Here is a 26,447-nt window from a genome sequence, read left to right as displayed (position 1 = left end):
CGGAGCGGGAGGACGTCCCGGGGCGGGAGGACACCGCCCCGGAGGAGGGGGACGTGCTCACGCTGTGGCGCGAGGTGCTGGGCGCGGACGACCTCTCACCCACGGACGCGTTCCTGGACGCGGGGGAAGCTCGGTCCTGGCCGCCGTCCTCGCCGAACGGGTCAGTGAACGGTACGGCATGCCGTTCACATCGGCGGAGGTCTTCACCCTGGTCAACGCCCGAGGAATGGCGGAGCGCCTGCGTGCGGAACGCGCGCGGGCGGACGGGTCCGGGTGGGGGCGCGAGGGGAGCGGGGCCGACACCGCTGGGGACCTCCCCGGGGCCTCGGTCGACGGCGTCGCCATCATTGGCGTGTCCTGCCGACTGCCGGGAGCCGAGGACCACCAGGAGTTCTGGGACCGCCTGCTCACCGGCGAGGAGAGCGTGGAGGTCCTCTCCCGCGACGAACTCCGTCGGGCGGGAGTCGACGAGCGCCTGGCCGAGGACCCGGCCTTCGTCCCGGTCAGGGCCAGCATGAGCGGCAAGGGCGACTTCGACGCCGACTTCTTCCGGATCTCGGCGCGCGACGCCGAGCTGATGGACCCGCAGTCGCGCCTGCTGCTCCAGCACTCGTGGAAGGCGGTGGAGGACGCCGCGCACCTGCCCGAGGACGTCGCCGACGCCGCGGTGTACGTGTCGACCAGCAACATGCTCTACCAGGCGCCGCTGCGGAACGACGGCGCCGCGCGTGACTCGGAGGCGCTGGTGGGCTTCCTGCACGCGCAGCCGGGGACCATCCCGACGACGATCTCGCACAAACTCGGGCTGCACGGCCCCAGCCTGTTCGTGCACAGCAACTGCTCCTCCTCCCTCGCGGGTCTGGCCCTGGCCTTCCAGGCCATCCGGTCCGGCCAGACGACCCACGCCCTGGTCGGCGGGGCGGGCATGTACGGCGAACAGCCCCTGGGCTACGTGTACGAGGAGGGCATGACGCTGTCCTCGAACGGACACTGCGGCCCCTTCTCCGACGACGCCACCGGCATGGTCGGGGGAGAGGGCGTCGTCGTGTTCCTCCTCAAGGACGCCCGGGCGGCCGTACAGGACGGCGACCACGTCTACGCGGTGATCCGCGGAGTCGGCATGAACAACGACGGCGCGGAGAAGGCGGGCTACTACGCGCCCGGCGCCACGGGCCAGACGGAGGTCATCTCCTCGGTTCTGGAACGCACCGGTGTGGACCCCGAGACGATCCGGTACGTGGAGGCCCACGGTACCGGCACCAGGATCGGGGACCCGATCGAGGTGGGCGCGCTGTCCGCGGCGTTCCGTCGGTACACGGACGCACGTGGGTTCTGCGGGATCGGGTCGGTGAAGTCCAACCTGGGCCACCTGGACGCTGCGGCGGGGCTCGCCGGATGCCTCAAGGCGGCCCTGGCCCTGGGCGAGCGCCGTGTTCCCCCGACCATCAACCACCGGGCGCCGAACCCGCAGATCGACTTCGAGGATTCGCCGTTCTACGTGGTGACCGAGCTGACCGAGTTGGCGCCCTCGCCGGGGCCGCTGCGAGCGGGGGTGAGCTCCTTCGGCATCGGAGGAACCAACGTCCACGCCCTCCTGGAGGAGCCGCCGACACCCGAGGGGGCGGACGACGGGGAGCCGTCCGGTCCGCACCTGGTTCCGCTGTCGGCCCGGGGTCTTCCGAACCTGAGGCGTTACGCGCGCGACCTCGCCCGCCGGATCTCCGGGGGGGACTGGCTGCGTGGCCGGGCGCTCCGGATCACCGACGTCGCCCACACCCTGCGGGTGGGGCGGACCCCGATGGCCGAGCGGGTGGCCTTCGTGGTGGACGGCGTGGACGAACTCGTGCATGCCTTGGACGACTTCGCCGACGGCGGGGGAGGGGAGCGGTGCTTCCGGCCCGGGTCGGCCGAGTCCCCGTCCCCGTCGAACCGGGACGGCCAACGTGACCTGGCACGCCGGTGGATGGCCGAGGGACGGCTGGACGAGGTGGCCCGGCTGTGGGTCGGGGGCGGACACGTGGACTGGCGGGATCTCCGCGTCGGGGCGCACCGCCCCCGCCGTGTGCCCCTCCCGACCTACCCCTTCAGCGAGGAGTACCACTGGCTGCCCGAACGCCCGGCGCCGCGGGCCGCCGACGCTCCCAGCGGTGACGGACGCGGCTCCGACGCGGTGGAACTCCGGTACTTCGAGGAGTACTGGTCACCGGAGCCGGCCGCCGGGGCCGCTGAGGCGCGGGGGGTGGTGGTGTGCTTCCTCACCGGGGAGAAGGAGCGCGACGCCTTCCGGCGGTCGGTGCCCGAGCACGCCGGGAACGCGCGTTTGGTGTTCGTCGAGAGGACCGGGCGGGGGGACGCGGAGACGTCGGTCACCCCCTCCGACGGCGTGTACCGCGTGGGCTCCCGTGACGAGGCGGGCCTGCGTCGGACACTCGACGCGATCGCCGAGGAGCACGGTGCCGTCGGTGCGATCCACTACCTGTGGCCCGTGGAGTACGGCGACGGAGACTCCGCGCTCAGCGTGCTCGCGGACCTGGCTCCGCTGGTGCGCGCCCTGGCCGCCTCCGCGCTGGAGGCCACCGACCTCCTGGTCGCGGGACACTTCCACGACGCCGTCGGGCAGGCCGCCCTCGACGCGGTGATCGGTTACGAGCGTTCGCTGGGCTCGGTCCTGCCGGGGACGGCCACGCGGGTGGTCCTGCATGAGGGGACGGCGACGCCCGGGCGGTGGGCCGCGCTCCTGTTCACCGAGCAGTGCCAGGAGCGCCGGGTCAGCGTCATGTACCGGCGGGAGCGGCGGTTCGTCTGCGCCACGCGGCGACTGGAGGAGACCGGGCGGCGGGCGCCCGTCGTGTCCCTGCGGAGGGGAGCGACCTACCTGGTCACCGGTGCCTTCGGTGGACTCGGCCGCCGTGTCGGCGAGTACCTCGCCGAGGAGTACGGGGCCGACCTGGTGCTGGTCGGACGGTCCCCGTTGGGGACGGCCGAGCGGGCGTGGGTCGAGCAGTTGCGCGCGCACGGCGGCCGGGTCGAGTCCTGGACGCTCGACGTGACCGACGAGCGTGCGCTGGCCGAGCGGCTCGCCGGACTGCCGCCCGGGCGCGCGGTCTCCGGGGTTTTCCATCTCGCTGGATCGGCCCAGGCGTCGTCGCTGGCCGAGCGTACGCAGGAGGCCTTCGAATCGGTCCTGGCGGCGAAGGTCCAGGGAACGCTGGCCGTGGAACGGGCCTTCGAACGGGTGCCCGGGCGGCGCAAACCCGATTTCGTCTGCCACTTCTCCTCCGTCGCCGCCACCCTCGGAGACTTCGGCGGCTGTGACTACGCGGCGGCCAACCGGTTCCAGGCCGCCTACGCCCGCGCCCTGCGCGAGCGCCATCCCTCCAGCCGGACGGTCGCCCTCGAATGGCCGCTCTGGGAGGAGGGCGGCCTGGGCGCGGCGGCCCACGAGGATGTCGACGGCGACTTCACGAGGGCCTACCTCGCCTCCACCGGACAGCGACCGCTGGACACCGCCACGGGCATGCGCGCCATGGAGGACGTCCTGGCCTCCGGCCACGCCAACCCGATCGTCCTCCAGGCCCGGAGCGACTCGGCCGAGGCAATCCTGGAGCGCGCCGTCGGAACCGGCGGCGGTGCGGCCGCCGACGGGGCACGCCCCCCGGCGACGGGCGGTGACGCACCGGGAAAGCGGAGGAGGGCCCTGACGAGTGAGCTCAGGGCCGTCGCGCGGCACGTCCTCGGGGTGTCCGAGGAGAAGCTGGACGACCAGAGCAACTTCACGGACCTGGGGCTCGACTCCATCCGCCTGACGCAGTTCGCGCACCAGGCCTCCGCGCACCTCGGCGTGGACGTGTCCCCCACCGAGCTCTACGACCACCCGACGATCCGGGAGCTGGCGGACCACCTCGCCGACCGGGTCGCCGACGGAGTACGGGAACCCGCCTCCGACGGAGGGGACGCCCCCGTGGCCGGGGCCCGTCCCGTGAACGCCCCGGTCGCCATCACGGGGATGAGCGGGATCTTCCCCGGTTGCCGGTCGGTCGACGAGTTCTGGGACGCGCTGGCCGAGGGCCGGGACATGGTCCGGGAGCTGACGGGTGAGCGCTTCGCACCGGAGCCCTCCACCGACGTGGACGGGGGTGGGCCGGAGGGCTACCGCTGGATGGGGACCGTCGACTGGGCCGACGAGTTCGATCCCGCGTTCTTCGAGATCGCGCCGAAGGAGGCCCGGACCATGGACCCGCGCCAGCGCCACCTCCTACAGGAGTGCTGGAGGGCGTTGGAGGACGCGGGCCTGGGCCACGAGGAACTGGGCAGGCACCGCGTGGGCGTGTTCGTCGGGGTGGAACAGGGTGACTACCAGTTACTGGTCGGGGACGACGGTAACCTGACCTCCAACCACGACGGGGTCCTGGCCGCGCGCCTGTCGTACTTCCTCGACCTGGACGGCCCCGCGCTGGCCGTCAACACCGCCTGCTCCTCCGGGCTGGTGGCCCTGCACCAGGCCATCGCGAGCCTGCGCCAGGGGGACTGCGACGTCGCGGTCGTCGCCGCGGCGAACTTCGTGCTGACACAGGAGTCGTTGGCGGCGATGGAGCGCGCGGGGATGCTGTCCGCAGAGGGCAGGTGCCGTGCCTTCGACCAGCGGGCCGACGGCATGGTGCCGGGTGAGGCGGTGGCGGCCCTGGTCCTGAGGCCCCTGGACCGGGCCGAGGAGTCCGGCGACCTGATCCACAGCGTCGTCGTGGCCAGCGGCACCAACTACGACGGCCGGACCAACGGCATCACCGCTCCCGCGGGGGCCGCCCAGCGCGCCCTGGTGGAGTCCGTCCACGAGCGCGCGGGCGTGGACGTCGAGGACATCGGTTACGTCGTCGCGCACGGCACCGGGACCCGGCTGGGGGACCCGGTCGAGGTGAACGCCCTGAAGGACGCCTTCCGGGCGGGCACCGACAGGAGCGGATTCTGCGCGCTGACCTCGCCCAAGACCAACATCGGCCACACCTTCGCCGCCTCGGGCCTGGTCGGCCTCGTCTGCCTGTCGGAGTCGGTGCGCAGGGGCGTCATCCCGCCCAGCCTCCACTGCGAGCAGGACAACGAGTACATCGACTGGGACCGGAGCCCGCTGTACGTCAACAAGGAGACCAGGCGCTGGGAGACGCCGCCCGGGGGACCGCGTACCGGTGGTGTCAGCGCGTTCGGCATGAGCGGTACCAACGCACACGTGATCCTGCGGGAGTACGTGCCCCCGACTCCGGATTCCGCCGACGAGGGGCCCCGCCCCCATCTGCTGCCGCTCTCGGCCAAGAGCGGGGCGGCCCTGGAACGGCTGGTCGACGCGATGATCGCGCGGGTCGAGGACGGCTCGTTGACCGACGCGGACCTGCACCGGATGAGCGAGACCCTGTTCACCGGACGGCACCACTTCCGCCACCGCCTCGCGGTCGTCGCGGGAACGCTCGCCGAGGCCGCCGACCGCTGGCGGCGGTGGCGGGCCACGGGCGCGGCGGGGGACGGTGCCCCGTACCTCTCCGGGACCGTGGCGCGCGGCTTCGACCCCGACGGCTCCGACACCGAACGGGTCGAGGCGCTGGTCGCACGCGTGTCGGACACGGGACCCGACGGGGAGGAGCGCGAACGGATCCTGAACACGCTGGCGGAGTACTACGTCCGGGGGCACGCGCTTCCCTGGCGAAGGACACGTGACGCGCGGGGGCGGGCGGCGCGCCTGCGCCTGCCGACCTACCCGTTCGCCCGGAACCGGTACTGGGTGCGCTCGCGGACCGGCGCGGACGGGGCGTGGGACGCGGGGACGTCGGCGGAGCGCGTCGAACGCCGGAACCACGCGGCCGACGGCCGCGTCGAACCCCGGGAGCGCACGTCCAACGGCCGCGTCGTGCTCGTCCGCCCGGAGGACTGCCCGGAGCGCATCGTGGGACGCTCACCGGACCAACGGCCGTCGGTCCGCCTGGCGGCGCTGCCGGAACCCGCCGTGGACGGGGACCGGGACGTCCTCGTCGACCTCAAGGCGGCGGCCGGCGCCGGGTTCGACGGCATGGTCGCCACGTTGAACCGCACCGGCGTCATGGTCGAGCACCTGATCCCCTACTCCTCGGACTTCGCCGAGTACGCGGGGTGGTGCGGCGGTGAGGTGTTGGACCTGGGTTGCGCCTACGGTGTGGCCACCGTCGCCGCCCTGGAACGTGGAGCGCGTGTCGTCGCGCTGGACATGGAGCGCAAACACCTGGACATCCTCGAACAGCGCCTCACCGACGGCGCCCGGAAGCGGCTCACCACGATGCGCGGTGTGCTGCCGGACGTCGACTTCCCCGACGGGCGCTTCGGGGCCATCCACGCCAGCCGGGTCCTGCACTTCCTCAGCCCCGAGGACGTGCGGCTGACACTGCGGAAGATGATGCGCTGGCTCGAACCAGGAGGAAAGGTCTTCCTGAGCACGGACTCGCCCTACTTCGGGTACTGGGCCTCCAAGGCCTCGGAGTACGAGAGGCGCAAGCGCGACGGCGACCCGTGGCCCGGCCACATCGACGACGTCGCCGCCCACTTTCCCGCCGAGCACGTCGTCGGTGGGCCGAACCTGATCAACGCCCTCGACCCCGACGTCTTCCGGAGGGAGTGCGAGGCCGCCGGATTCGTGGTGGAGCGGGCGAGGTTCTTCGGTGCCGTGGGGTCGGGCCAGCAGGCCCACGGCGCGCCCGGTCCCGGCATGGAACACGTCGGTGTGATCGCGCGCAGACCGGAGGACCCGCCGCGGAGGGCGGACCTCCCGAGGTCGAGGGACGGCAACGACCTCCACCACCGCAGGCACGGGACCGGACGGACCGCGCTGGTGTTCGTCCACGGCCTGGGGTGTGACGGGGAGTACTGGCACCACCAGGCGCGGCACTTCGCGGACCGGCACACCGTGGTCACGCTCGACCTGGTGGGGCACGGTCGCTCCGGCCGCGACCGGAGCCGCTGGACCGTCGAGGAGTTCGCGCACGACGTGGCGGCCGTGGTCAACCACGTCGGCGCCGGCGAGGTGGTCCTCGTCGGCCACTCGCTGGGCGGGCCCGTGATGCTGGAGGCCGCTCCCCTCCTGGACGCCGAGGTACGGGGGATGATCGGCGTGGACACGCTGCACGACCTCGCTCCGAGGCCGCTCAGCCCGGAACGGATCGACCGCTTCGTGCGGAGCTTCGCCGATCGGCCGGTGGAGGCGGAGGAGCTGTTCCCCGGTACGGCCCGGCAGGACCTGGTCGAACTGGTGCGGCGCACTCGCGAGCACACGGGGGCGGAGGTCATCTCGTCGGCCTTCCGCGAGATGCTGCTCTACCTCCGGGCGCTGCCCGAACGGTTCGCGGCACCGCTGACCCTCGTCAACTCCACCTCCTGGATGCCGACGAACCTGGACGCCGCACGCGCGCGCGGAGTCGAGGTGGAGCTCGTCAAGGGCGTGGGGCACTTCCCGATGCTGGAGGATCCCGACGCACTGAACGCCGTCCTCCAGCGTCACATCGACCGTATGGGGGCTGGTGAGAAGTGACCCGATCCCCCGACGCGGCGACACGGCAGGATCCCCTCCCCTTCCTGCGCGAGTCCCTGGCCGCCGTACTGAAAACCGACCTGACGCGGACCGGCGACGACGTGCCCCTCGTTGATCTGGGGCTGGACTCGATCCTCTGCCTCGTCTGGCTGCGCCGGATCGACCGGACCCTCGACCTGCCGCTCTCGGTGGCGCAGGTCTGCGAACACCCCACCCTCGGTGAACTGGCCGCCCTGATCCGGGGCGCCGATGGAGAACACATGCCTGCCACACCCCACCGCACCCGAGCCACCCCGGACGTCGCGGCGTACGTACGGCGCAGTCTGGCCGTGGAGCTGGAGTTGGACGAGTCCGAGCTGGACGACCAGACGCCGTTCGTGGAGCTGGGGCTGGACTCGATCACCGGCGTCACCTGGACACGGCGGCTGAACACGCACTTCCGGCTCTCGCTGTCCTCGACGCAGATCTACAGTCGGCCCACGATCGAGGAACTGACGGACTACCTCGTCGAGTGCCTCGGCGGTGAGGACGCCGCTCCAGCCGAGAAGCCCGCCGCCGAGACGGTGGGGGACCCCGGGCCCGCGGAGGAGCGCGACGCCCTCGCGTCCTGGCTGCGCGCGAGTCTGGCCGTGGAGCTGGAGTTGGACGAGTCCGAGCTGGACGACCAGACGCCGTTCGTGGAGCTGGGGCTGGACTCGATCACCGGCGTCACCTGGACACGTTCCATCAACACGCGGTTCGGGCTCGCGCTCACCGCGACCACGGTCTACTCCCACCCGACGATCCGGGAACTCGTGGAGTACCTGGCGCGGGAGCAGGGGGTTGAGCGGGCCGTTCCGGAGCCCGAGCCCACTGCCACCGACACGGCGTCGGCGGTCACGGACAGCGCGCCCGAGGCCCCCGACGCGACCAGCGCGCCCCATCCCACCGGCACGCGCGGTCCGGCCGGTGCTCCCACCGACATCGCGATCGTCGGCATGTCGGGTGCCTTCCCCCAGGCGGAGGACATCGACGGGTTCTGGCGCAACATCGTGGACGGGCGTGACTGCGTCTCCGAGGTCCCCGACTCACGCTGGTCAGTGGACGACTACTACGACGAACGGTCCGGCACCCCCGGACGCAGCTACAGCCGGTGGATGGGGGTCCTGGAGAACGCGGACCTGTTCGATCCCCTCTTCTTCGGTATCTCGCCCAATGAGGCGGAGTACATGGACCCACAGCAGCGCGTCCTCCTCCAGGAGAGCTGGCGTTGCGTCGAGGAGGCGGGATACAGCCCCGAGGCGCTCTCGGGGAGTCGGTGCGGGGTCTTCATGGGCGCCTCCGTCAACGGCTACGGCGGGTGGACCGACGAGACCGACCTGAGCGCCCACCAGAACCTGGGCACCAACAGCGCGATCCTCGCCAGCCGGATCTCCTACGTACTCAACCTCAAGGGCCCCTGCCTCTCCATCGACACCTCTTGCTCATCGTCGCTCGTGGCCATCGCCAACGCCTGCGACAGCCTGGTCCTCGGCAGCAGCGACGCGGCGCTGGCGGGCGGGGTGTGGGTGATCCCCGGCCCCGGCGTCCACGTGGCGATGAGCCAACTGCGGGCACTGTCCCCGGACGGACGGTGCTTCGCCTTCGACGAGCGCGCCAACGGCTTCGTCCCGGCAGAGGGCGTGGGCGTGCTGCTGCTGAAGCGCCTGGCCGACGCCGAGGCCGACGGTGACCGGATCCACGCCGTCATCCGGGGGTGGGGGGTCAACCAGGACGGCCGGTCCAACGGCATCACCGCCCCCAACGCCGAGGCCCAGGCCGCGCTGCTGAGCCGCGTGTACGAGTCCTTCGGGGTGGACGCCGGCGACATCGAGCTGGTGGAGGCGCACGGCACCGGCACCGAACTCGGGGATCCCGTGGAGGTCGACGGTCTCGTCCGGAGCTTCGGTGCGTACACGGACCGACGGGGGTACTGCGCGCTGGGTTCGGTGAAGAGCAACATCGGCCACACGGCGTGCGCGGCCGGGGTCGCCGGAACGATCAAGTCCGTGCTGGCACTCGAACACGGCGTCCTGCCGCCCACGATCCACCATGAGCGGACCAACCACCACATCGACCTGGCGGACACCCCGTTCTACGTGAACGACCGTGCTCGTCCGTGGCCGACGCGGGGGAGGCCGCGGATGGCGGCGGTCAGCTCCTTCGGCTACAGCGGGACCAACGCCCACTTGGTGCTGGCGGAGACTCCCGCGGCCGCCGCGCCCGTCCGCCCGGCCGGCGCGCGGCTGATCGTGCTGTCGGGCCGGTCCGCCGAGCGCCTCCGGGAGCAGGCGGAGCGGATGCTCGCCCACCTGGAGGCCCACCCGGGGGAGAGCCTGCGCGGCATCAGCCACACGCTGCTCGTGGGACGCAAGCACTTCCGCCACCGCCTGGCACTGGTGGCGAGCTCGACGGAGCGGGCGGCACTCGAACTGCGCCACTGGTTGGACGGAGGCGACGCGTCCACCGTCAGGACGGGAGATCACAGGCCCGACACCTCGGTGCCGGTCCGCGCCCCGCGCCCGGCGGACGGGGGCGAGCAGGTCGACGCGGCGGTCCTCGGCGACCTCGCCGAACAGTTCGTGCGAGGGCGCACGCTCGCCCACGACGGCCTGTTCGACGAGGGCGGCCCCGAACGGATCACGCTGCCGACCTACCCGTTCGCCAGAGAGTCCTACTGGATTCCCCACAGGAGCCCGGCACGGTGTGACGGCGGCCCGGACTGCGGCGCTCCGGGGGGCGGCTCCGGCGAGCCGTCCCCCGGTGAGCTCCTGTGGCTGGCGCCCACCTGGTGCGACGCACCGACCGACGGTTCCGGCCCGCGGGGCGCGGCGGCCGACCCGTCCGGTCACGACGTGTGGGTGGTCGGGTGCCTCGACGGCCCGACCGAGGACTCCCTCAGGGGACTCCTTCCCGAAGGGGTGCGGCTCCGGGTCCTCGACCCCGGGGAGCCGGACACCGGGTTCCCGCGGCTGATCAGGGCCCTTCTGGAGTCGGTGCGGGAGGGTGCCGCACGCGGGGGCACCGCCCTGCTCCAGGTCGTCGTCCTGAGTGACGGGGTCTCTCCGGTCGCCGCCTTCACCGGTGTGTCGGGCCTGCTCAGAACGGCCGAACTGGAGTACCCGGGCCTGCGCGCACAGTGCGTCGAGTACCTCGACGACCCCACCGCCGACGCGCTGGCCGAGACCGTACGCGCGTTCCGCCGTGATCCCACGGAGCCCGATGTGCGCCGAGTCTCCGGCCGTCACCAGGTCCGGCGCCTCGTGGAGGTGGAGCGGGAGCCGGAGGAGGCGGTCCCCGGATCCTGGCGTGACGGCGGCGTCCACGTGATCACCGGCGGCCTCGGCGGCCTCGGCCTCGTGTTCGCCGAGGAGATGGCGGACAGCCTGCGTGGGGGAACGATCGTGCTGGCGGGCCGCTCCGCCCCGGACGCCGAGCGGCGTCGGCGGATCGCCTCCCTCGAACGGACGGGGCTCACGGTCGAGTACCACCGGGTCGACGTGGCCGACCGGCGCGAGGTCGAGGATTTCGTCGCCGAGGTCGTACGGAGGCACGGCGCGGTCCACGGTGTCGTCCACGCCGCCGGGGAGACCCGTGACGGGCTTATCGGCACCAAGTCGGACGAGGACGTCGACCGCGTGCTGGCGCCCAAGGTGGCCGGGCTCCTCCACCTAGACGAGGCGACCAGGGACCAACCGCTCGACTACCTGGTCGCCTTCTCCTCCAACGCCGCCGTGCTCGGCAGCCTAGGGCAGGCGGACTACGCGGCGGCCAACGCGTTCATGGACGCCTACGCGGGCCACCGGGACCGGCTCGTCGCCCGGGGCCTGCGGTCGGGGAGGTCCCTGACGGTCAACTGGCCGCTCTGGTCCGAGGGCGGGATGCGGGTCGACGAGGCAGGGCTGACCGGGCTGCGCCGCCTCGGTGTGACGCCGATGCGTACCGAGGACGGCCTGTGGTCGTTCCGGGCCCTGGCCGCCAGCGGTCGCCGACAGACCCTCGTCCTGGCGGGCGACCGGGAACTCCTGCTGGAGCGCCTGGCGGCGAGGCTGGGCACGGAGGCGGACGAACACGTCCCGGCCCGGGGGGAGGCCGGCGCCCCCGGCCGCGTCGAGCACGCCGATCCCCGCGCGGGCACGCTGGAGGCGCTGGTCACCCATGTGAGCGAGCAGCTCGGGGTACCCGCGGAGGAACTCGACCCGGACGAGGAACTGGGGGAGTTCGGGTTCGACTCCATCAGCCTCACCACCCTGGCCAACCGCCTCAACGACGAGTACGGACTGGAGCTGGCGCCCACGGTCTTCTTCGAGCACAGGACCCTCGCGAGCGTGGCGGCCCACCTGGTCGACGCCTACGGCGGGCGCCTCGCCCCAGCCCCCGAGAGCCGGCCGGCCGAACCGGTCGCGGTCCCCGTCGCCGCCCCACGGCCCGAACCGGGACCCTCCGTTCCCGCCCGGAGCGCGGCGCCGTCCGCGGCGGTCCCCGTCGCCGTCATCGGAATGAGCGGCAGCTTCCCGGGGGCCGGCGACCTCGCCGAGTTCTGGGACAACCTCCGCGAGGGTAGGGACTGCATCACGGAGGTCCCCTCCCAGCGCTGGGACTGGCGCGCGGTGGACGCGGCCTCCGACGCACCGGCGGGCAGGCGCCCCGTGCGGTGGGGCGGCTTCCTCGACGGCGTGGACCGCTTCGATCCGCTGTTCTTCGGCATCTCCCCCCGGGAGGCGGCCGTCATGGACCCGCAGCAGCGTCTGCTGCTCACCCACGCGTGGAAGGCGTTGGAGGACGCGGGATACGCGCCGTCGAGCCTGGCGGGGAGTGACACGGCGGTGCTGGTCGGCACCGCGCCGAGCGGCTACGGCGAACTGGTCCTGCGCGAGCGGCAGGGAGAGGACGCCCACTCAGCCACCGGGGTGTCCGGTTCGATCGGCCCCAACCGGCTGAGCTACCTCCTGGACCTGCACGGACCCAGCGAACCGATCGAGACCGCCTGTTCGAGTTCGCTGGTGGCCGTCCACCGCGGTGTCGAGCTGCTCCGCCAGGGCAGGAGCCGCATGGCGCTCGTGGGCGGTGTCAACACCATGGTCAGCCCCGACCTCCACATCAGCTACAGCCGCGCGGGGATGCTCTGCGAGGACGGCCGCTGTAAGACCTTCTCGGCCCACGCCAATGGCTACGTGCGCGGAGAGGGCGTGGGACTGCTGGTCCTCAAACCGCTCGACCAGGCCGAGCGCGACGGCGACCACATCCACGCGGTGATCCGGGGCAGCGCCGAGAACCACGGAGGGCGCGCCCACTCGCTGACGGCACCCAACCCCGTCGCACAGGCCGAACTGCTGCGGACGGCCTACCGACAGGCCGGGGTCGATCCACGCACCGTGACCTACGTCGAGGCGCACGGAACCGGGACCGAACTCGGTGACCCCATCGAACTCGACGCGCTCAGGGCCGCCTTCGCGTCGCTCCGCGAGGAGGTGCCCGCGAGCACGGAGGCCCCGACGAGCTGCTGGCTGGGATCGGTCAAGAGCAACATCGGCCACCTGGAGCTGGCCGCGGGTGTGGCCGGGTTGGTCAAGACGGTCCTGCAGATGCGGCACGGGACCCTCGTCGAGAGCCTGCACGCCCAGGATCTCAATCCCCACCTCAAGCTCGGGGACGGGCCCTTCCGGGTCGTCCGGGAGCGGCGGCCGTGGGACCGGCCGCGCGACGTGGAGGGCCGCGAGATCCCGAGGCGCGCCGGTGTCAGCTCCTTCGGGTTCGGCGGAGTCAACGCCCATGTCGTCCTTGAGGAATACCAGCCGCGGACGCCACGCGAGCGAGGTCCCGTCGCGGAGGCCGCTCCGGAGACGGTCGTCCTGTCCGCGAGGACGGAGGAGCGGCTGCGCGAACAGGCACGCGGCCTGATGCGGTACCTGGACGAGCGGCGTCCCGACCGGCGGGAGCTGGCGGACGTCGCCCACACCCTGCGGGTGGGCCGTGACGCGATGGAGGAGCGGCTCGCCGCACGGGCCGGCTCCACCGACGAACTCCGGCGCATGTTGGCCTCCTTCGTCGAGGGCTCGGCGGCGGGGTGGCACCGCGGTTCGGTCACCCGCCGCACTGCGGGTTCCGGCATCGGCGGGAATCCGTCCCCCGCGGGGTCGCCCGTGGCGGACGACCCCGAACTGCTCCTGTCATGGTGGGTCCGGGGGGAGACCGTCGACTGGCGACTGCTGCCCCCCACCGCAACCTCCCCACGGCGGACGAGCCTGCCGACCTACCCGTTCGCCGGGGAGCGTTACTGGGTGGGCGGCGGATCCCGCGCGGAGTCCCCCGGTCCCGCGGGCACCGGTGACAGCCACCCCTTGGTGCACCGGAGCGAGCCGGGAGGTGACGAGTCTCTGTACTCGGCGTCGTTCGACGGGCACGAGCCCTTCCTGCGCGACCACGTCGTCCAGGGAGGCGGGGTACTCCCCGGAGCCGCCCAGTTGGAGATGGCGCGCGAGGCCGTCAGCCGGACCCTGGGCGCCGAGGGACCGGCCCACGTGCGGCTCGACGGGGTCGTGTGGCTGCGTCCGGCGGTGTGCGGACCGGACGGTCTCGACGTGCGGGTGAACGTGCGGTCCCGGACGGCGAACACCTGTGAGTACGCCATCCACGTCGTGGCGGACGACGGAACGCGCGCACTATGCGGCCAGGGCAGGGCGAGCCTGGCGGAGCCCGTGGAACGGCGCCCGCTGCCCCTCGACGACATCCGCGCCGCCTGCGCCGGCACCTCCTTCTCCGCCGCCCAGGTCTACGCCCGGTACGCCAGGACGGGCATCGACTACGGCCCGGCGCACCGGTCGCTGGTCCGGCTCGACGTGGCGACGGGCGAGGACGGGCGGCCCCAGGTACTCGCCGAACTGTCGCTGCCGCCCTCCGCCGAGGGCGCGGACCGGTACCACCTGCACCCGAGCGTCATCGACGGCGCCCTCCAGGCCACGCTCGGCCTGGGGCTCCCGGCCAAGCACGGCGAGGGCGTGGCCGCCGAGGCGGCGCTCCCCTTCGCGCTCCAGCGGTTGGAATCGGCCGCCGGTACCCCGACCAGGGCCTACGCCTGGATCAGGTACCGGGAGGACGACGGTTCCGACGCCTCCTCGTCCGGCATCGACGTGACGGTGTGCGACGAACACGGGAGGGTGTGCGCGGAACTGCGGGGACTGGCCCTGCGCGCGCTACCCGGGGCCGGGAACCGGACCGAGCGCGGGGACCTGCTGCTCATGCGTCCGCTCTGGGAGGACGCCCCGATCGACGGCCGGGGGACCGCGGTGGTCGCCCCGGACGTCGACGAGCACCACGTCGTGATCGTCGGCGACCCCGACGGCTCCAGCCGGAAGGCCCTCGCCCGAGCGCTTCCGGAGCCGGTCGACACCACGTTCGCGATTCCGGGGTCCGGGGCCGTGGACGCCCGGTACGCCAACGCGGTCCAGCACGTCCTCGGACGCCTCCGCGAGCTGCTCGGACGGGCGTCCGGCCGTTCCGCCCTCCTCCAGGTCGTCCTCGTCGGCGGGGCCGAGCCGGACTCCGGACACGCGACCGGCCTGTCCGGTCTCAGCGGCCTGCTGAGGACGGCGCGACTGGAGAACCCGCACCTGCGCACCCAGTACGTCGACTGTTCCGACGGAGCCGATCCCGCACTGGTCGCCGACCGGCTGCGGTGGGAGGCGGCGCGTACCGGCGACCCGGAGGTGCGCTATCGCGGCGGGCGGCGCCAGGTCAGGCGGCTGGAGCCGATCGACTCACCCGTCGCGGCGGACTCCCCCTGGCGGGAGGGCGGGGTCTACCTGATCACCGGCGGTACGGGCGCCCTGGGCAGGATCACGGCGGACGCGATCGCCGCGGGGGCCGGGCGCGCCACCGTCGTGCTGACGAGCAGGTCCGAACTGACCGAGGACGATCGCGGAACCCTGGAACGGCTGCGCGGAGCGGGCCTGCGGGTCGACCACCGGCGGGCCGACGTCTCCGACCGCGCGTCGGTCGCCGGTCTGCTGGAGTACGTCGCCGACACCCACGGGACGCTCACCGGCATCGTGCACTGCGCCGGTGTGCTCCGGGACGGCCTCGTGGCTGGGAAGAGCACCGAGGACGCGGCGCGCGTGCTGGCGCCCAAGGTGAGCGGGCTGGTCCACCTAGACGAGTTGAGCCGCGATCAGCCGCTGGACCTCTTCGTCTGCTTCTCCTCGACGACCGCCCCCCTGGGCAACCCGGGACAGGCCGACTACGCGGCCGCCAACGGCTTCATGGACGCCTACGCGGACCATCGGGCGCGCCTCGTCCGATCCGGGCGGAGGCACGGCAGAACGCTCTCCGTGAACTGGCCCCTCTGGGAGGAGGGCGGCATGGGGACGGACACCGCCACGCGGGAGCGGCTGGCGGGGATGGACCTCACCCCCCTGGCCACCGAGCAGGGCCTGTACGCCCTCCGGTGCGGTCTGGCCGCGGAGGACAACGGCCTTGACGAGGCCCGGTTGCTCGTCCTCAGCGGGAACCGGGACGCGCTGCTGCCCAGGCTGACCGGGACCGGATCCGAGGGCCCGGCGATCCTGTCCCGGCGATCGGCGCCGCTCCTCGACGCCGAGGCGGTGGCGCTGGCGGACCGGGTCCGGAGCCGGCTCGGGCGCCAGTTGGCCGAGGCACTCCGGCTCGATCCCGGACTGCTCGACGACGACACACCGCTGGAGCGGTACGGCCTGGACTCCATGGTCGCGACGGAACTCGTCAGCGCTCTGGAGGAGTCGTTCGGCCCCCTGCCCAAAACGCTCTTCTTCGAGGCCCAGACCGTACGCGCACTGGTGGAGTACCTCATGGACGAACACGCCGAGACGATCCGGTCCGTGTTCGGCTCCCCCTCCGGGCGGGAGCCGTCCGGAGGCACCGCGGCCGACCGGCCCGGAGGCGCACCGACGCGTGAGCGTCCGGCGGCGGTTCCGGAGGTCGGGCCCCGGTCCGACCACGAGGAGCGTCGCGGCCCGGGGCGTGACGACGACATCGCCGTCATCGGCATCAGCGGGCGCTATCCACAGGCGGAGGACCTCGGCGAGTTCTGGTCCAACCTCCGGTCGGGCAGGGACTGCGTCACCGAGGTCCCGGCCGACCGGTGGAAGCACGACGAGCTGTACTCCCCCGAACGCGGGGTGCCCGGCAAGGCCTACGGCCGCTGGGGCGCGTTCCTCGACGGCGTCGACCGGTTCGATCCGCTGTTCTTCGGGATCTCGCCCCGTGAGGCGGAGGTCATGGACCCGCAGCAGCGCCTCTTCATGGAGACGACCTGGCGGCTGCTGGAGGGGAACGGACTCACCCAGGAACGCATCGAACGGCGCTACGGGCGCCGGGTCGGGGTCTACGTCGGGTCGATGTACCAGATGTACCAGGCGGACGACGAGGACGTCGTGCGCAGTGCCATGACGTCGGCCACGTCGTACAACCTGATCGCCAACCGCGTCTCCCACGCCTTCGGCCTGGAGGGGCCGAGCCTGGCGGTGGACAGCATGTGTTCGTCGTCGCTCATGGCCGTGCACCTGGCCTGCGCGGACCTGCGTCGCGGTGAGAGCGCCCTGGCGATCGCGGGAGGGGTCAACCTGACGTTGCACCCGAACAAGTACCTCTCCCTCTCCCAGGCGGAGATGCTCGGCAGCCATCCCGGGAGCCGTAGTTTCCGCGACGGCGACGGCTACCTGCCCGCCGAGGGGGTGGGAGCGGTGCTGCTCAAGCCGTTGACCGAGGCCCTCCGGGACGGCGACACGGTCCACGCCGTCATCAGGGGAAGCGCCTCCCTCCACGGCGGCGGGGCCAACCAGTTCATGCGGCCGAGCTACGGAACGCAGGTGAACGTCCTCCGCCGGGCGCTGGAGAACGCCGAGGTCGAGCCGGAGACGATCGGCTACATCGAGGCCGCGGCCAACGGAGCGTCGCTCAGCGACCTCGTGGAGGTCAGAGCTCTGCGGGAGGTGTTCAGCGGGGTCACGGAGCCCGTCGCGCTCGGCTCGGTCAAATCCAACCTGGGACACCCGGAGGCGGCCTCGGGTATCGCGCAGCTCTCCAAGGTCGTCCTGCAACTCCGGCACACGGAGCTCGCTCCGTTGGTCGAGGTCGGCCGGGCCAACCCCGACCTCGGACTGGAGGACGGCCCCCTCCGGCTGTGCGAGGGCCCGTCGCCCTGGGAACCGCGCCGGTCGGCTGGAGGCGGGGCCGCGGGCGGCCCGCCCCGTCGGGCGCTCATCAACTCCGTGGGGGCGGGCGGCAGCTACGTGAGCATGGTCGTCGAGGCACCCCCGGAAACCGGTGGCGTCTCCCAGGAGGACCACGGCGACGCCGCGGAGCGGCAGCTCATCGTGCTGTCGGCCAAGGACGCCGGCAGACTGCGCGCCACCGCGCGCCGGCTCCTGGACCTCACCGGGGACGGCACCGCGCGACCGTCCCTGCGGGACCTCGCGCACACGTTGCAGTCGGGCCGCGACCACCTCCCGGAGCGCCTCGCCGTGGTGGTCGACTCCCTCGACGAGTTCCGCACCGTGCTCAGGCGCCACCTGGGCGCTGAGCCGGAGGACATCGGGCCCGACGCGCGGATCCACACCGGCAACGCCGAGCGCGACGCCGGTCCGATGAGGGCGGTGGTCTCCGGGGCCGCAGGGGAGGCATTCCTCTTCGCTCTGGTGGCCGACCGCGACCTGGACCGGCTGGCCGCGCTCTGGACCTGCGGGGCGCGCATCCCGTGGGACGGACTGCACCGGGGACGCGCGCCCCGGATGCTCCCTCTGCCCACCACGGCCTTCCAACGCGGCAGCTACTGGGTCGGCCGCACGTGGCACCCCCGGCCAGAGGGCGACGGCGCCGCGCGGCCCGTGCCTGGCGAGCCGCCCGTGCCGCCGACGCGTGACGAGCCGTCCGGGGAGGTCGACCTGCGCCGGTACCTCGAATCGTTCTTCGGTGAGGCACTCGGTGTGGCCCCGGGGGACCTCCCCTTCGACGGAGACCTCCAGAGCGTCGGGGCCGACTCGATCCTGTGGGTGAGGCTGCGGCGCGCGCTCGACGCTGACCTCGGGCTCCGGCTCTCCGCCCGGGAGATCGCGGAAAGCCGCACGTTGGAGCGGGTTCTGGCCAGGCTTGAGGACAAACGTGCCGAGCGGTCCGAGGCGCCGACCGCCCCCGACGCGGCGGAGGTCGCGCCGTTGCCGGCGGAGTCCGGGGCGGACCGGGTCCGGACGGCCAGGGCCAGGGCACTGGAGAGGTTCCGGCGCGGCGAGATCGGCCGTGACGAGCTGAAGGAACTCATGAAGAAGGAGACGACGGGCGCGTGAACGAGAACCGGATCCTCGCGGGTTTCGACGCCGGGACGCTGTCCACCGAGGACGTGCTCGATTTCTACGAGCGGCTCGAGGGACCCGCCGAGCGGTACCCGCTCTCCGAGAACCAGAAGGGGCTGTGGCTCCTGCACGAGATGGCCGCGGGGACGGACGTGTACAACGTCCCCATCTGCTTCCGGACGGACGAACCACTCGACACCGCGGTCTTCCGGGACGCCTTCGAACGTGTGGTCTCGCGCTACCCCCACCTGTCGAGCGTGGTCGTGGAGGAGGAGGGGACCCCGTACCTGGAGTCGCGGTTCCCGGTCCAGGTGGGGTTCGAGCACGAGCGGGTCGACGGCTGGTCCGAGGACGACGTGGTCGCTATGCTGAGGGCTAGGGCCAAGGAGGCGTTCGACCTCCACGAGGGACCGCTGGCACGCGTCCACGTGTGCTCGGCCGCCTCGTCGGACACCTTCGTGCTGCTGGTCCTGCACCACCTCGTGTTCGACGGAGCCTCCGCCCCCGTCCTCCTGAGCGAGCTGGTCGTGACCTACGAGGCGCTCCGCCGGGGGCGGCGGCCCGAACTCCCCGCGGCGAACGGCGACTACGCCGAGTTCGCCCGCCGGGAGGACGAGTTCCTCTCCAGCCCCGAGGGCGAGGAGCACCGCCGCTACTGGCGCGAGGCCCTGGACGGCGACCTGCCCGTGGTCCACCTCGACATCGAGCGGCGGACCGACGGACCCGCTCCGGTGGTGGGGGAGACGGCCAGACTGGACCTGGGCCCCGAGCTCAGCGACCGGATCACGAAGGTGTGCGCGTCGTACGGGACCACGCCCGCCGTCCTTCTGCTGGCGGTGTACCAGTTGCTCCTGCACAGGTACAGCGGTGTGCGGGACCTGGTCGTCGGCGTGCCCACGATCGGAGGCCCCGGGCTCGACCAGACCGGTGCGGTCGGCCACTTCGTCAACATGGTGCCGGTCCGCCAGCACCTGCGCCCGGACGCGCCGTTCCCGGAGCTGCTCCGTGAACTCGTCCTGACCCTGGCCGACGGCCTCGACCACGCCGCCTACCCCTTCCCCCTCATCGCGCGGGACCTCGACGTGTCGACCGCGCCGGGCGTCTCCCCCGTGTTCCAGGTCTCCTACGCCTTCCAGAACCGGAGCATGACCCGGGTCGCGGACGAGGTCATGGAGACCAACCTGGCCGGATCCATGCGGTTCGTCGACACGATCGCCCAGGAGGGGGAGTTCAAGCTCCACCTGGAGGTCTTCGAGCGCGACGAGGACATCGCGCTCCACCTGAGGTACGACGCCAACCGCTTCGGGGAGGCCGACGTCCGGCGGATGCTGACCCACTACCGGGTCCTGCTGGAGGCCCTGGTAGACGCCCCGGACCAGGAGGTGTCGCGGCACTCCCACCTGTCGGAGGAGGAGCACCGGCAACTCGACGCGTGGAACGACACGCGGCGCGACTACTCACGGGACAGCCGCCTGGACGACCTCTTCCGGTCGGCGGCGGTGCGGCACGGTGACCGGGTCGCCCTCCAGTTCGGGGACCGGATCCTGACCTACGCCCAGCTCGACGAGCGCGTCGGCGAGGTGGCCCGCGAGCTGCGCCTGCGCGGCGTCGGCCCGGACACCGTCGTCGGCGTCTGCATGGAGCGCTCCGTGGAGATGGTCGTGGCGCTCTGGGCCGTGATGAGGGCCGGCGGAGCCTATCTGCCCGTCGAACCGGATTTGCCCTCCAAGCGGATCGAGTACATGCTCCGGGACTCCGGGGCGGAACTGGTCCTGGCGCAGCCGCACCTGACCGTCCCCGGGATCTCCGCCGCACGCGAGGTCCTCCCGCTCGACGACCAGGGACGCTGGGCGGGCACGGCCGCACCGGAGGGCGCGGCCGACGGAGACAGTGCCCGTGCGGTCGGCCCGCGGGACCTGGCCTACGTCATCTACACCTCGGGCTCCACGGGCCGCCCCAAGGGTGTGATGGTCGAGCACCGGGCCGCGGTCAACCGCATCGAGTGGATGCAGAACGAGTACGGGCTCGGAACCGACGACGTCGTCCTGCAGAAGACGCCCTTCGGCTTCGACGTCTCGGTGTGGGAGTTCGTCTGGCCGCTGATCACCGGTGCCCGGTTGGTCGTCGCCGAACCGGAGGGGCACAAGAACCCGGATTATCTGGTGTCGCTCATCCAGCGGACCGGAGTGACCACCCTGCACTTCGTACCGTCCATGTTCCGGCTGCTCGTCGAGCACGCGGGCTGGGCGGACTGCACGAGCGTCCGGCAGGTCTTCTGCAGCGGGGAGGCACTCCCGCCGGAGCTGCCCGCCCGGCACCACGCCGTCCACCGGGCGCGCCTGCACAACCTCTACGGCCCCACGGAGGCCGCCATCGACGTGAGCCACTGGCCGTGCCCGGACGGGGAACCGCCCGCCTCCGTGCCGATCGGCCGTCCGATCCAGAACATCCGGCTCCACGTGCTGAACGACTTCGGACTGCGGCAGGCCGTCGGGTGCGTGGGCGAACTGCACATCGCCGGTGACGGGTTGGCCCGGGGATACGTGAACAATCCCGAGCTGACCCGGGAGCGGTTCGTCCCCGACCCGTTCTCCGGGGTCCCCGACGCGCGCATGTACAGGACCGGCGACCTGGCCCGCCGGCTGCCGGACGGCACGCTGGAGTACCTCGGCCGCGCCGACAACCAGGTCAAGATCCGCGGATTCCGGATCGAACCGGACGAGATCGAGGCGCGGCTGGCCGAGTACCCGGCGGTACGCGCCTGCGCCGTCCTGGCGCGCGAGGACGTTCCCGGTGCCCCGAGGCTCGTCGGCTACGTCGTGGTCGACGGGGACGGCGACCGCCGCACCGAGCTGCTGGACCACCTGCGGCGGGCGCTCCCGGAGTACATGGTCCCCAGTGCCCTGGTCCGTCTGGACGACCTGCCCGTCACGGCCAACGGCAAGCTCGACCGCAAGGCCCTGCCCGCGCCGGAGGCGGGGGCGCACGCCTTGCGGGAACACGTGGCTCCGCGGACCCCCACCGAACACGCGCTGGTCGCGGCCTGCACCGAGGTCCTCGGGTTCGAACCGGGCCGGATCGGTCTGGGCGACGACTTCTTCGCCCTCGGCGGGCATTCCCTGCTCATCCCCAAACTCGTGGTGCGGCTCGCCGACCGGGGGGTGACCTGCGACCTGAACGACGTCTTCGCCGCCTCGTCCCTCGGCGACCTGGCCGAACGCGTCGACGCCGCACGGGCGGAGGAGGAGGTCGCCCTCCCCACCGCCCGGGTGCCGGAGGGGTGTACGCGCGTCACACCGGAGATGCTGCCCCTGGTGTCACTGACCGAGGAGGAGCTGGAGACGATCGTGGCCGCCGTCCCCGGCGGCGCCGCCAACCTCCAGGACGTCCACCCGCTGGCAGCTCTCCAGGAGGGCATGCTGTTCCACCACCTGAAGGAGAGCCAGCACGACCCGTACGTGCTCTCCGGCGCCTTCTCCTTCGCGGACCGGGACCGCATGGACGCCTTCGTCGGTGCTCTGCGCTCCGCGATCGACCGGCACGACGCGCTGCGCACGGTGGTCCTCACCTCCGGCCTTCCCCAACCGCTCCAGGTCGTGCTCCGCCGAGCCGAGCTGGAGGTCGAGCCGCTGACGGTGACCCGGGGCGTCCCCGTCGAGGAGCAGGTCCGTGCTGTGCTCTCCGAACCGCAGGCCATGCCGATCGACAGGGCACCACTGCTGCGGCTGAGGACGGCCGAGGACCCGGACACGGGCACACCGTTCGCCGTGCTGAACCTGCACCACCTGATCGACGACGCCACGTCGCTGGGTGTTCTGCTCAGGGAGATCGTCGACCACATGGACGGCGGGGCGGTCGCCTTGGACGAGCCGGTGCCCTACCGGAACTTCGTCGCGCACACCCAGCACCTCGCCAGGACGGTGGACTCCGAGAGCTACTTCCGGTCCCGGCTGGGCGACATCACCGAGTCCACGGTGATGTTCGACTTGCGCGACGTGCACGGTGACGGACGCCGGGTCGTCGATCTGCGCCGTTCCCTGGACACGGGATTGGGGGAGCGGATCCGCGACCTGGCCAGGAAGCTGCGCGTCAGCCCGGCCAGCCTGTTCCACGCGGGGTGGGCACTGGTCGTGTCCTCCTGCGGAGGACGCGACGACGTGGTGTTCGGCACGGTGATGTCGGGCCGGTTGCAGGGCCCGAAGGGGATCGAGCGGATGCTCGGCAACTTCATCAACACCCTGCCGGTGCGCGTCGCCCTGGACGGCAGGAGCGTGCGCGACCTGGTCACCGAGGTCGACCGCGACCTACGCGAGCTGGCACGGCACGAGCGGACGTCCATGTCGGTGGCGCACGGGTGCAGCGGCGCCCCCCGCGACGTCCCGCTCTTCAACGCGATCCTCAACTACCGGCACCTGGAGGGCGAGGAGCGGGCGGGGGAGGACGACCTGGAGCGCGTCGGCGTCAGGTCGCTGGTCGGCGTGATCGAGCGCAGCAACTACCCGGTGGCCCTCTCCGTGGACGACCTGGGGGACGCCTTCTCCATCGACGCGCAGATCGACCGCGCCCAGGACACCGGCCTGGTCATCACCTACCTGGAGACCGCGATGGCGGGTCTCGTCGGAGCCCTGGAGGACGAGGCGAGGGCGGACCGGAAGGCGTTGGAGATCCCGGTTCTCAGTGGTGCCGAGCGTCGTCGGGTGTTGGAGGAGTGGAACGAGCCCGGGGGTTCGTTCGAGGTGGGTCGGTGTGTGCATGAGTGGTTCGAGGAGGTCGCGGGTTCTTCGCCGGATGCCGTCGCTCTTGTGTTGGAGGGTGGTGGTTCGGTTTCGTATGGGGATTTGAACGCTCGGGCGAATCGTTTGGCGCGTTATCTGCGTGATTTGGGTGTGGGTCCGGGTGTGTTGGTGGCGTTGTGTCTTTCGCGTGGTGAGCAGCTTGTGGTGGGTGTGCTTGCTGTATTGAAGGCTGGCGGTGGTTATGTGCCGTTGGATCCGGCGTATCCGGTGGATCGTTTGGGTTATGTGTTGCGTGATGCGGCGCCGGGTGTGTTGGTGGTGGACGGGCCTGTCGCTGGGGGGTTGGACACTTCTGGTGTTCGTGTGGTGGATGTGTGGGGGGATTCTGCTGCGTGGGAGGGTTTGTCGGGTGGGGATCTTTCCGGTGGTGAGGTGGGGTGTTCGCCTTCTGATGTTGCGTATGTGATTTATACGTCGGGTTCGACTGGTGCTCCGAAGGGGGTGGTGGTTGAGCATCGTAATGTGACGCGTCTGTTCACGGCGACGGACCGGTGGTTCGGTTTTGGTGCTGGTGATGTGTGGACGTTGTTCCATTCTTTCGCTTTTGATTTCTCTGTGTGGGAGATGTGGGGGGCGTTGTTGCATGGTGGGCGTTTGGTGGTGGTGTCGCAGGAGACGGCGCGTAGTCCGAGGGATTTCTATGGGTTGTTGTGTTCGTTTGGTGTGACGGTTCTGAATCAGACGCCGAGTGCTTTTCGGCAGTTGGTGGCTGCGCAGGGGGATGATGCGGCTGGGCATTGTTTGCGTGTGGTGGTGTTCGGTGGTGAGGCGTTGGATGTGGCGTCGTTGCGGCCGTGGGTGCGTCGGGGGGTGAATCGTGGTGTTGATTTGGTCAATATGTATGGGATTACTGAGACCACGGTTCATGTGACGTATCGGTTGTTGTCGGTTGAGGATGTGGAGGGGGCGTCGTCGAGTCCGATTGGGTGTCGTATTTCTGATTTGCGGACGTATGTTTTGGATGGGGGTGGTGAGCCGGTTCCGGTGGGGGCTGTTGGTGAGTTGTTTGTTGGGGGTGGTGGTGTTGCTCGTGGGTATTTGAATCGTCCGGAGTTGACGCGGGAGCGGTTTGTTGATGATCCGTTTTCGGGTGGGCGTATGTATCGGACGGGTGATGTGGTTCGGTTGTTGTCCGGGGGTGAGTTGGAGTATGTGGGGCGTGCGGATGATCAGGTGAAGGTGCGGGGTTTTCGTATCGAGTTGGGGGAGATCGAGGCCCACCTCAACGAACACCCCGCGGTCGAGGACGTCCGGGTCGTCGTCAGGGACTACGGAGAGGACGACAGGCGCCTCGTGGCGTACGTGGTGCCCTCGGAGAGGACCGCGCACCCGGTACGCGAGCTCGCCCGTCTGCGCCGGACCGATCCGGACCTCCTGGGGCGGACCTGCGAACTGCCCGACGGCAGGACGGTCTTCCACCACAACAAGAGCGAGACCGACTTCGTCTACGAGGAGATCTTCACCGACCTCGAGTACCTGAGGCACGGGATCACCATCGACGACGGTGACTGCGTCTTCGACGTGGGCGCAAACATCGGCCTGTTCACCCTGTTCGCCGCGGGGCGCCGCCGCGACGTCTCGGTCTACGCGTTCGAGCCGATCCCGCCGGTCGCCGACTCGCTCAGGCGCAACGTCGAACTCCACGGCCTCAACGCCAAGGTGTTCCCCCACGGCCTCTCCTCCGAAGCCAGGGAGGAGACGTTCACCTTCTACCGCCACAACACCGTCATCTCCAGCAGCCGGACCACCACCGAACAGGCGCACGAGATGGTGCGGTCGTTCCTGCGCAACCAGGATCGGCTGGCGGACGACGGCGCCCAGGCCAGCGACGAGCTGGTCGGCGAGCTGGTCGACACCAGGCTCGACAGCGAACGGTTCACCTGTCGGCTGAGGACCCTCTCCGAGGTCGTCCGCGACCACGGGGTCGAGCGGATCGACCTCCTGAAGATCGACGTCGAGAACGCGGAGTACGAGGTCCTCAAGGGCATCGAGGCGCGGGACTGGCCGCGGATCCGCCAGATCGTGATGGAACTCCACGACGTGGACGACCAACTGGAGAAGGTCACCACCCTTCTCAGGGCTCTCGGCTACGAGGTCGTCACCGAACAGGACAACCGTCTCCTGCGTGACATCCCGCTCCACAACGTCTACGCCAGGAGGCCGGAGGACGGGTCGGCGGACCGGCGTTCGGGCGGCTCCGCGGCGCCCGAACGCGACGACCGGGCGTGGAGCGCCTGGGCCGGGCTGCTGGACGAGCTCAGGGACACGGCGCGCGAGTTCCTCCCCGAGTACATGCTTCCGGCGGCCTACGTCCCGCTCGACGAGCTGCCGTTGACCCCGAACGGCAAGCTGGACCACCGGGCGCTGCCCGACCCGGAGCACGGGGGAGCGCGCGAGGAGCGCCGGGCCCCGCTCCGGACCGAGGCCCAGAGGACGGTGGCACGGATCTGGGCGGAGCTGTTGCGCGTCGAGGCCGACGACATCGGAGAGGACAGCGACTTCTTCTCCCTGGGCGGGAACTCGCTGCTGGTGACCCGTCTGGTCAACCGGCTCGCGCGGGGAGCGGGGGCGGAGCTGGCCATCCAGGACGTGTTCGACTCCCCGACGCTGGGCGGGGTAGCCGACCTGGTGGAGAGGAACACCTCCCTCGCCCAGGACGCGCTGAACCTGAACATCGACGACATCCGTGACGGCCTCAGCCTCATCGAAGGGATGAGCGAGGAGGAGCTGGAGGCGCTGGCCGACGGCCACGACCAGGGGGACGAGAGCTGA

General features: G+C 71.5%; 3 protein-coding genes. All 3 read left to right on the top strand.

Annotated elements, in window-relative coordinates; genetic code table 11:
• Positions 1 to 352 precede the first annotated feature (352 nt).
• The 3 genes from AC0VX6_RS28125 to AC0VX6_RS28115 are packed head-to-tail and all read left to right on the top strand — an operon-like array spanning position 353 to position 26,447.
• Entirely contained in the window at positions 353 to 7,540 is a 7,188-nt protein-coding gene (locus AC0VX6_RS28125) for an alpha/beta fold hydrolase (RefSeq protein WP_475466936.1), read from the top strand.
• On the top strand, positions 7,537 to 18,873 hold the full coding sequence (locus AC0VX6_RS28120) for an SDR family NAD(P)-dependent oxidoreductase (RefSeq protein ID WP_475466934.1): 11,337 nt from the start codon (positions 7,537 to 7,539) through the stop codon (positions 18,871 to 18,873). The genes AC0VX6_RS28125 and AC0VX6_RS28120 overlap by 4 nt, the downstream gene beginning before the upstream one ends.
• Positions 18,870 to 26,447, top strand: a complete 7,578-nt coding sequence (locus AC0VX6_RS28115; protein WP_475466932.1) for an amino acid adenylation domain-containing protein — start codon at positions 18,870 to 18,872, stop codon at positions 26,445 to 26,447. Before AC0VX6_RS28120 ends, AC0VX6_RS28115 begins: the two co-directional genes overlap by 4 nt.

The sequence above is a fragment of the Nocardiopsis sp. iso_25 genome (assembly GCF_056173305.1).
The sequence above is the reverse complement of the archived record's forward strand: the minus strand, read 5'-3'. Positions and strand labels throughout refer to the sequence as shown.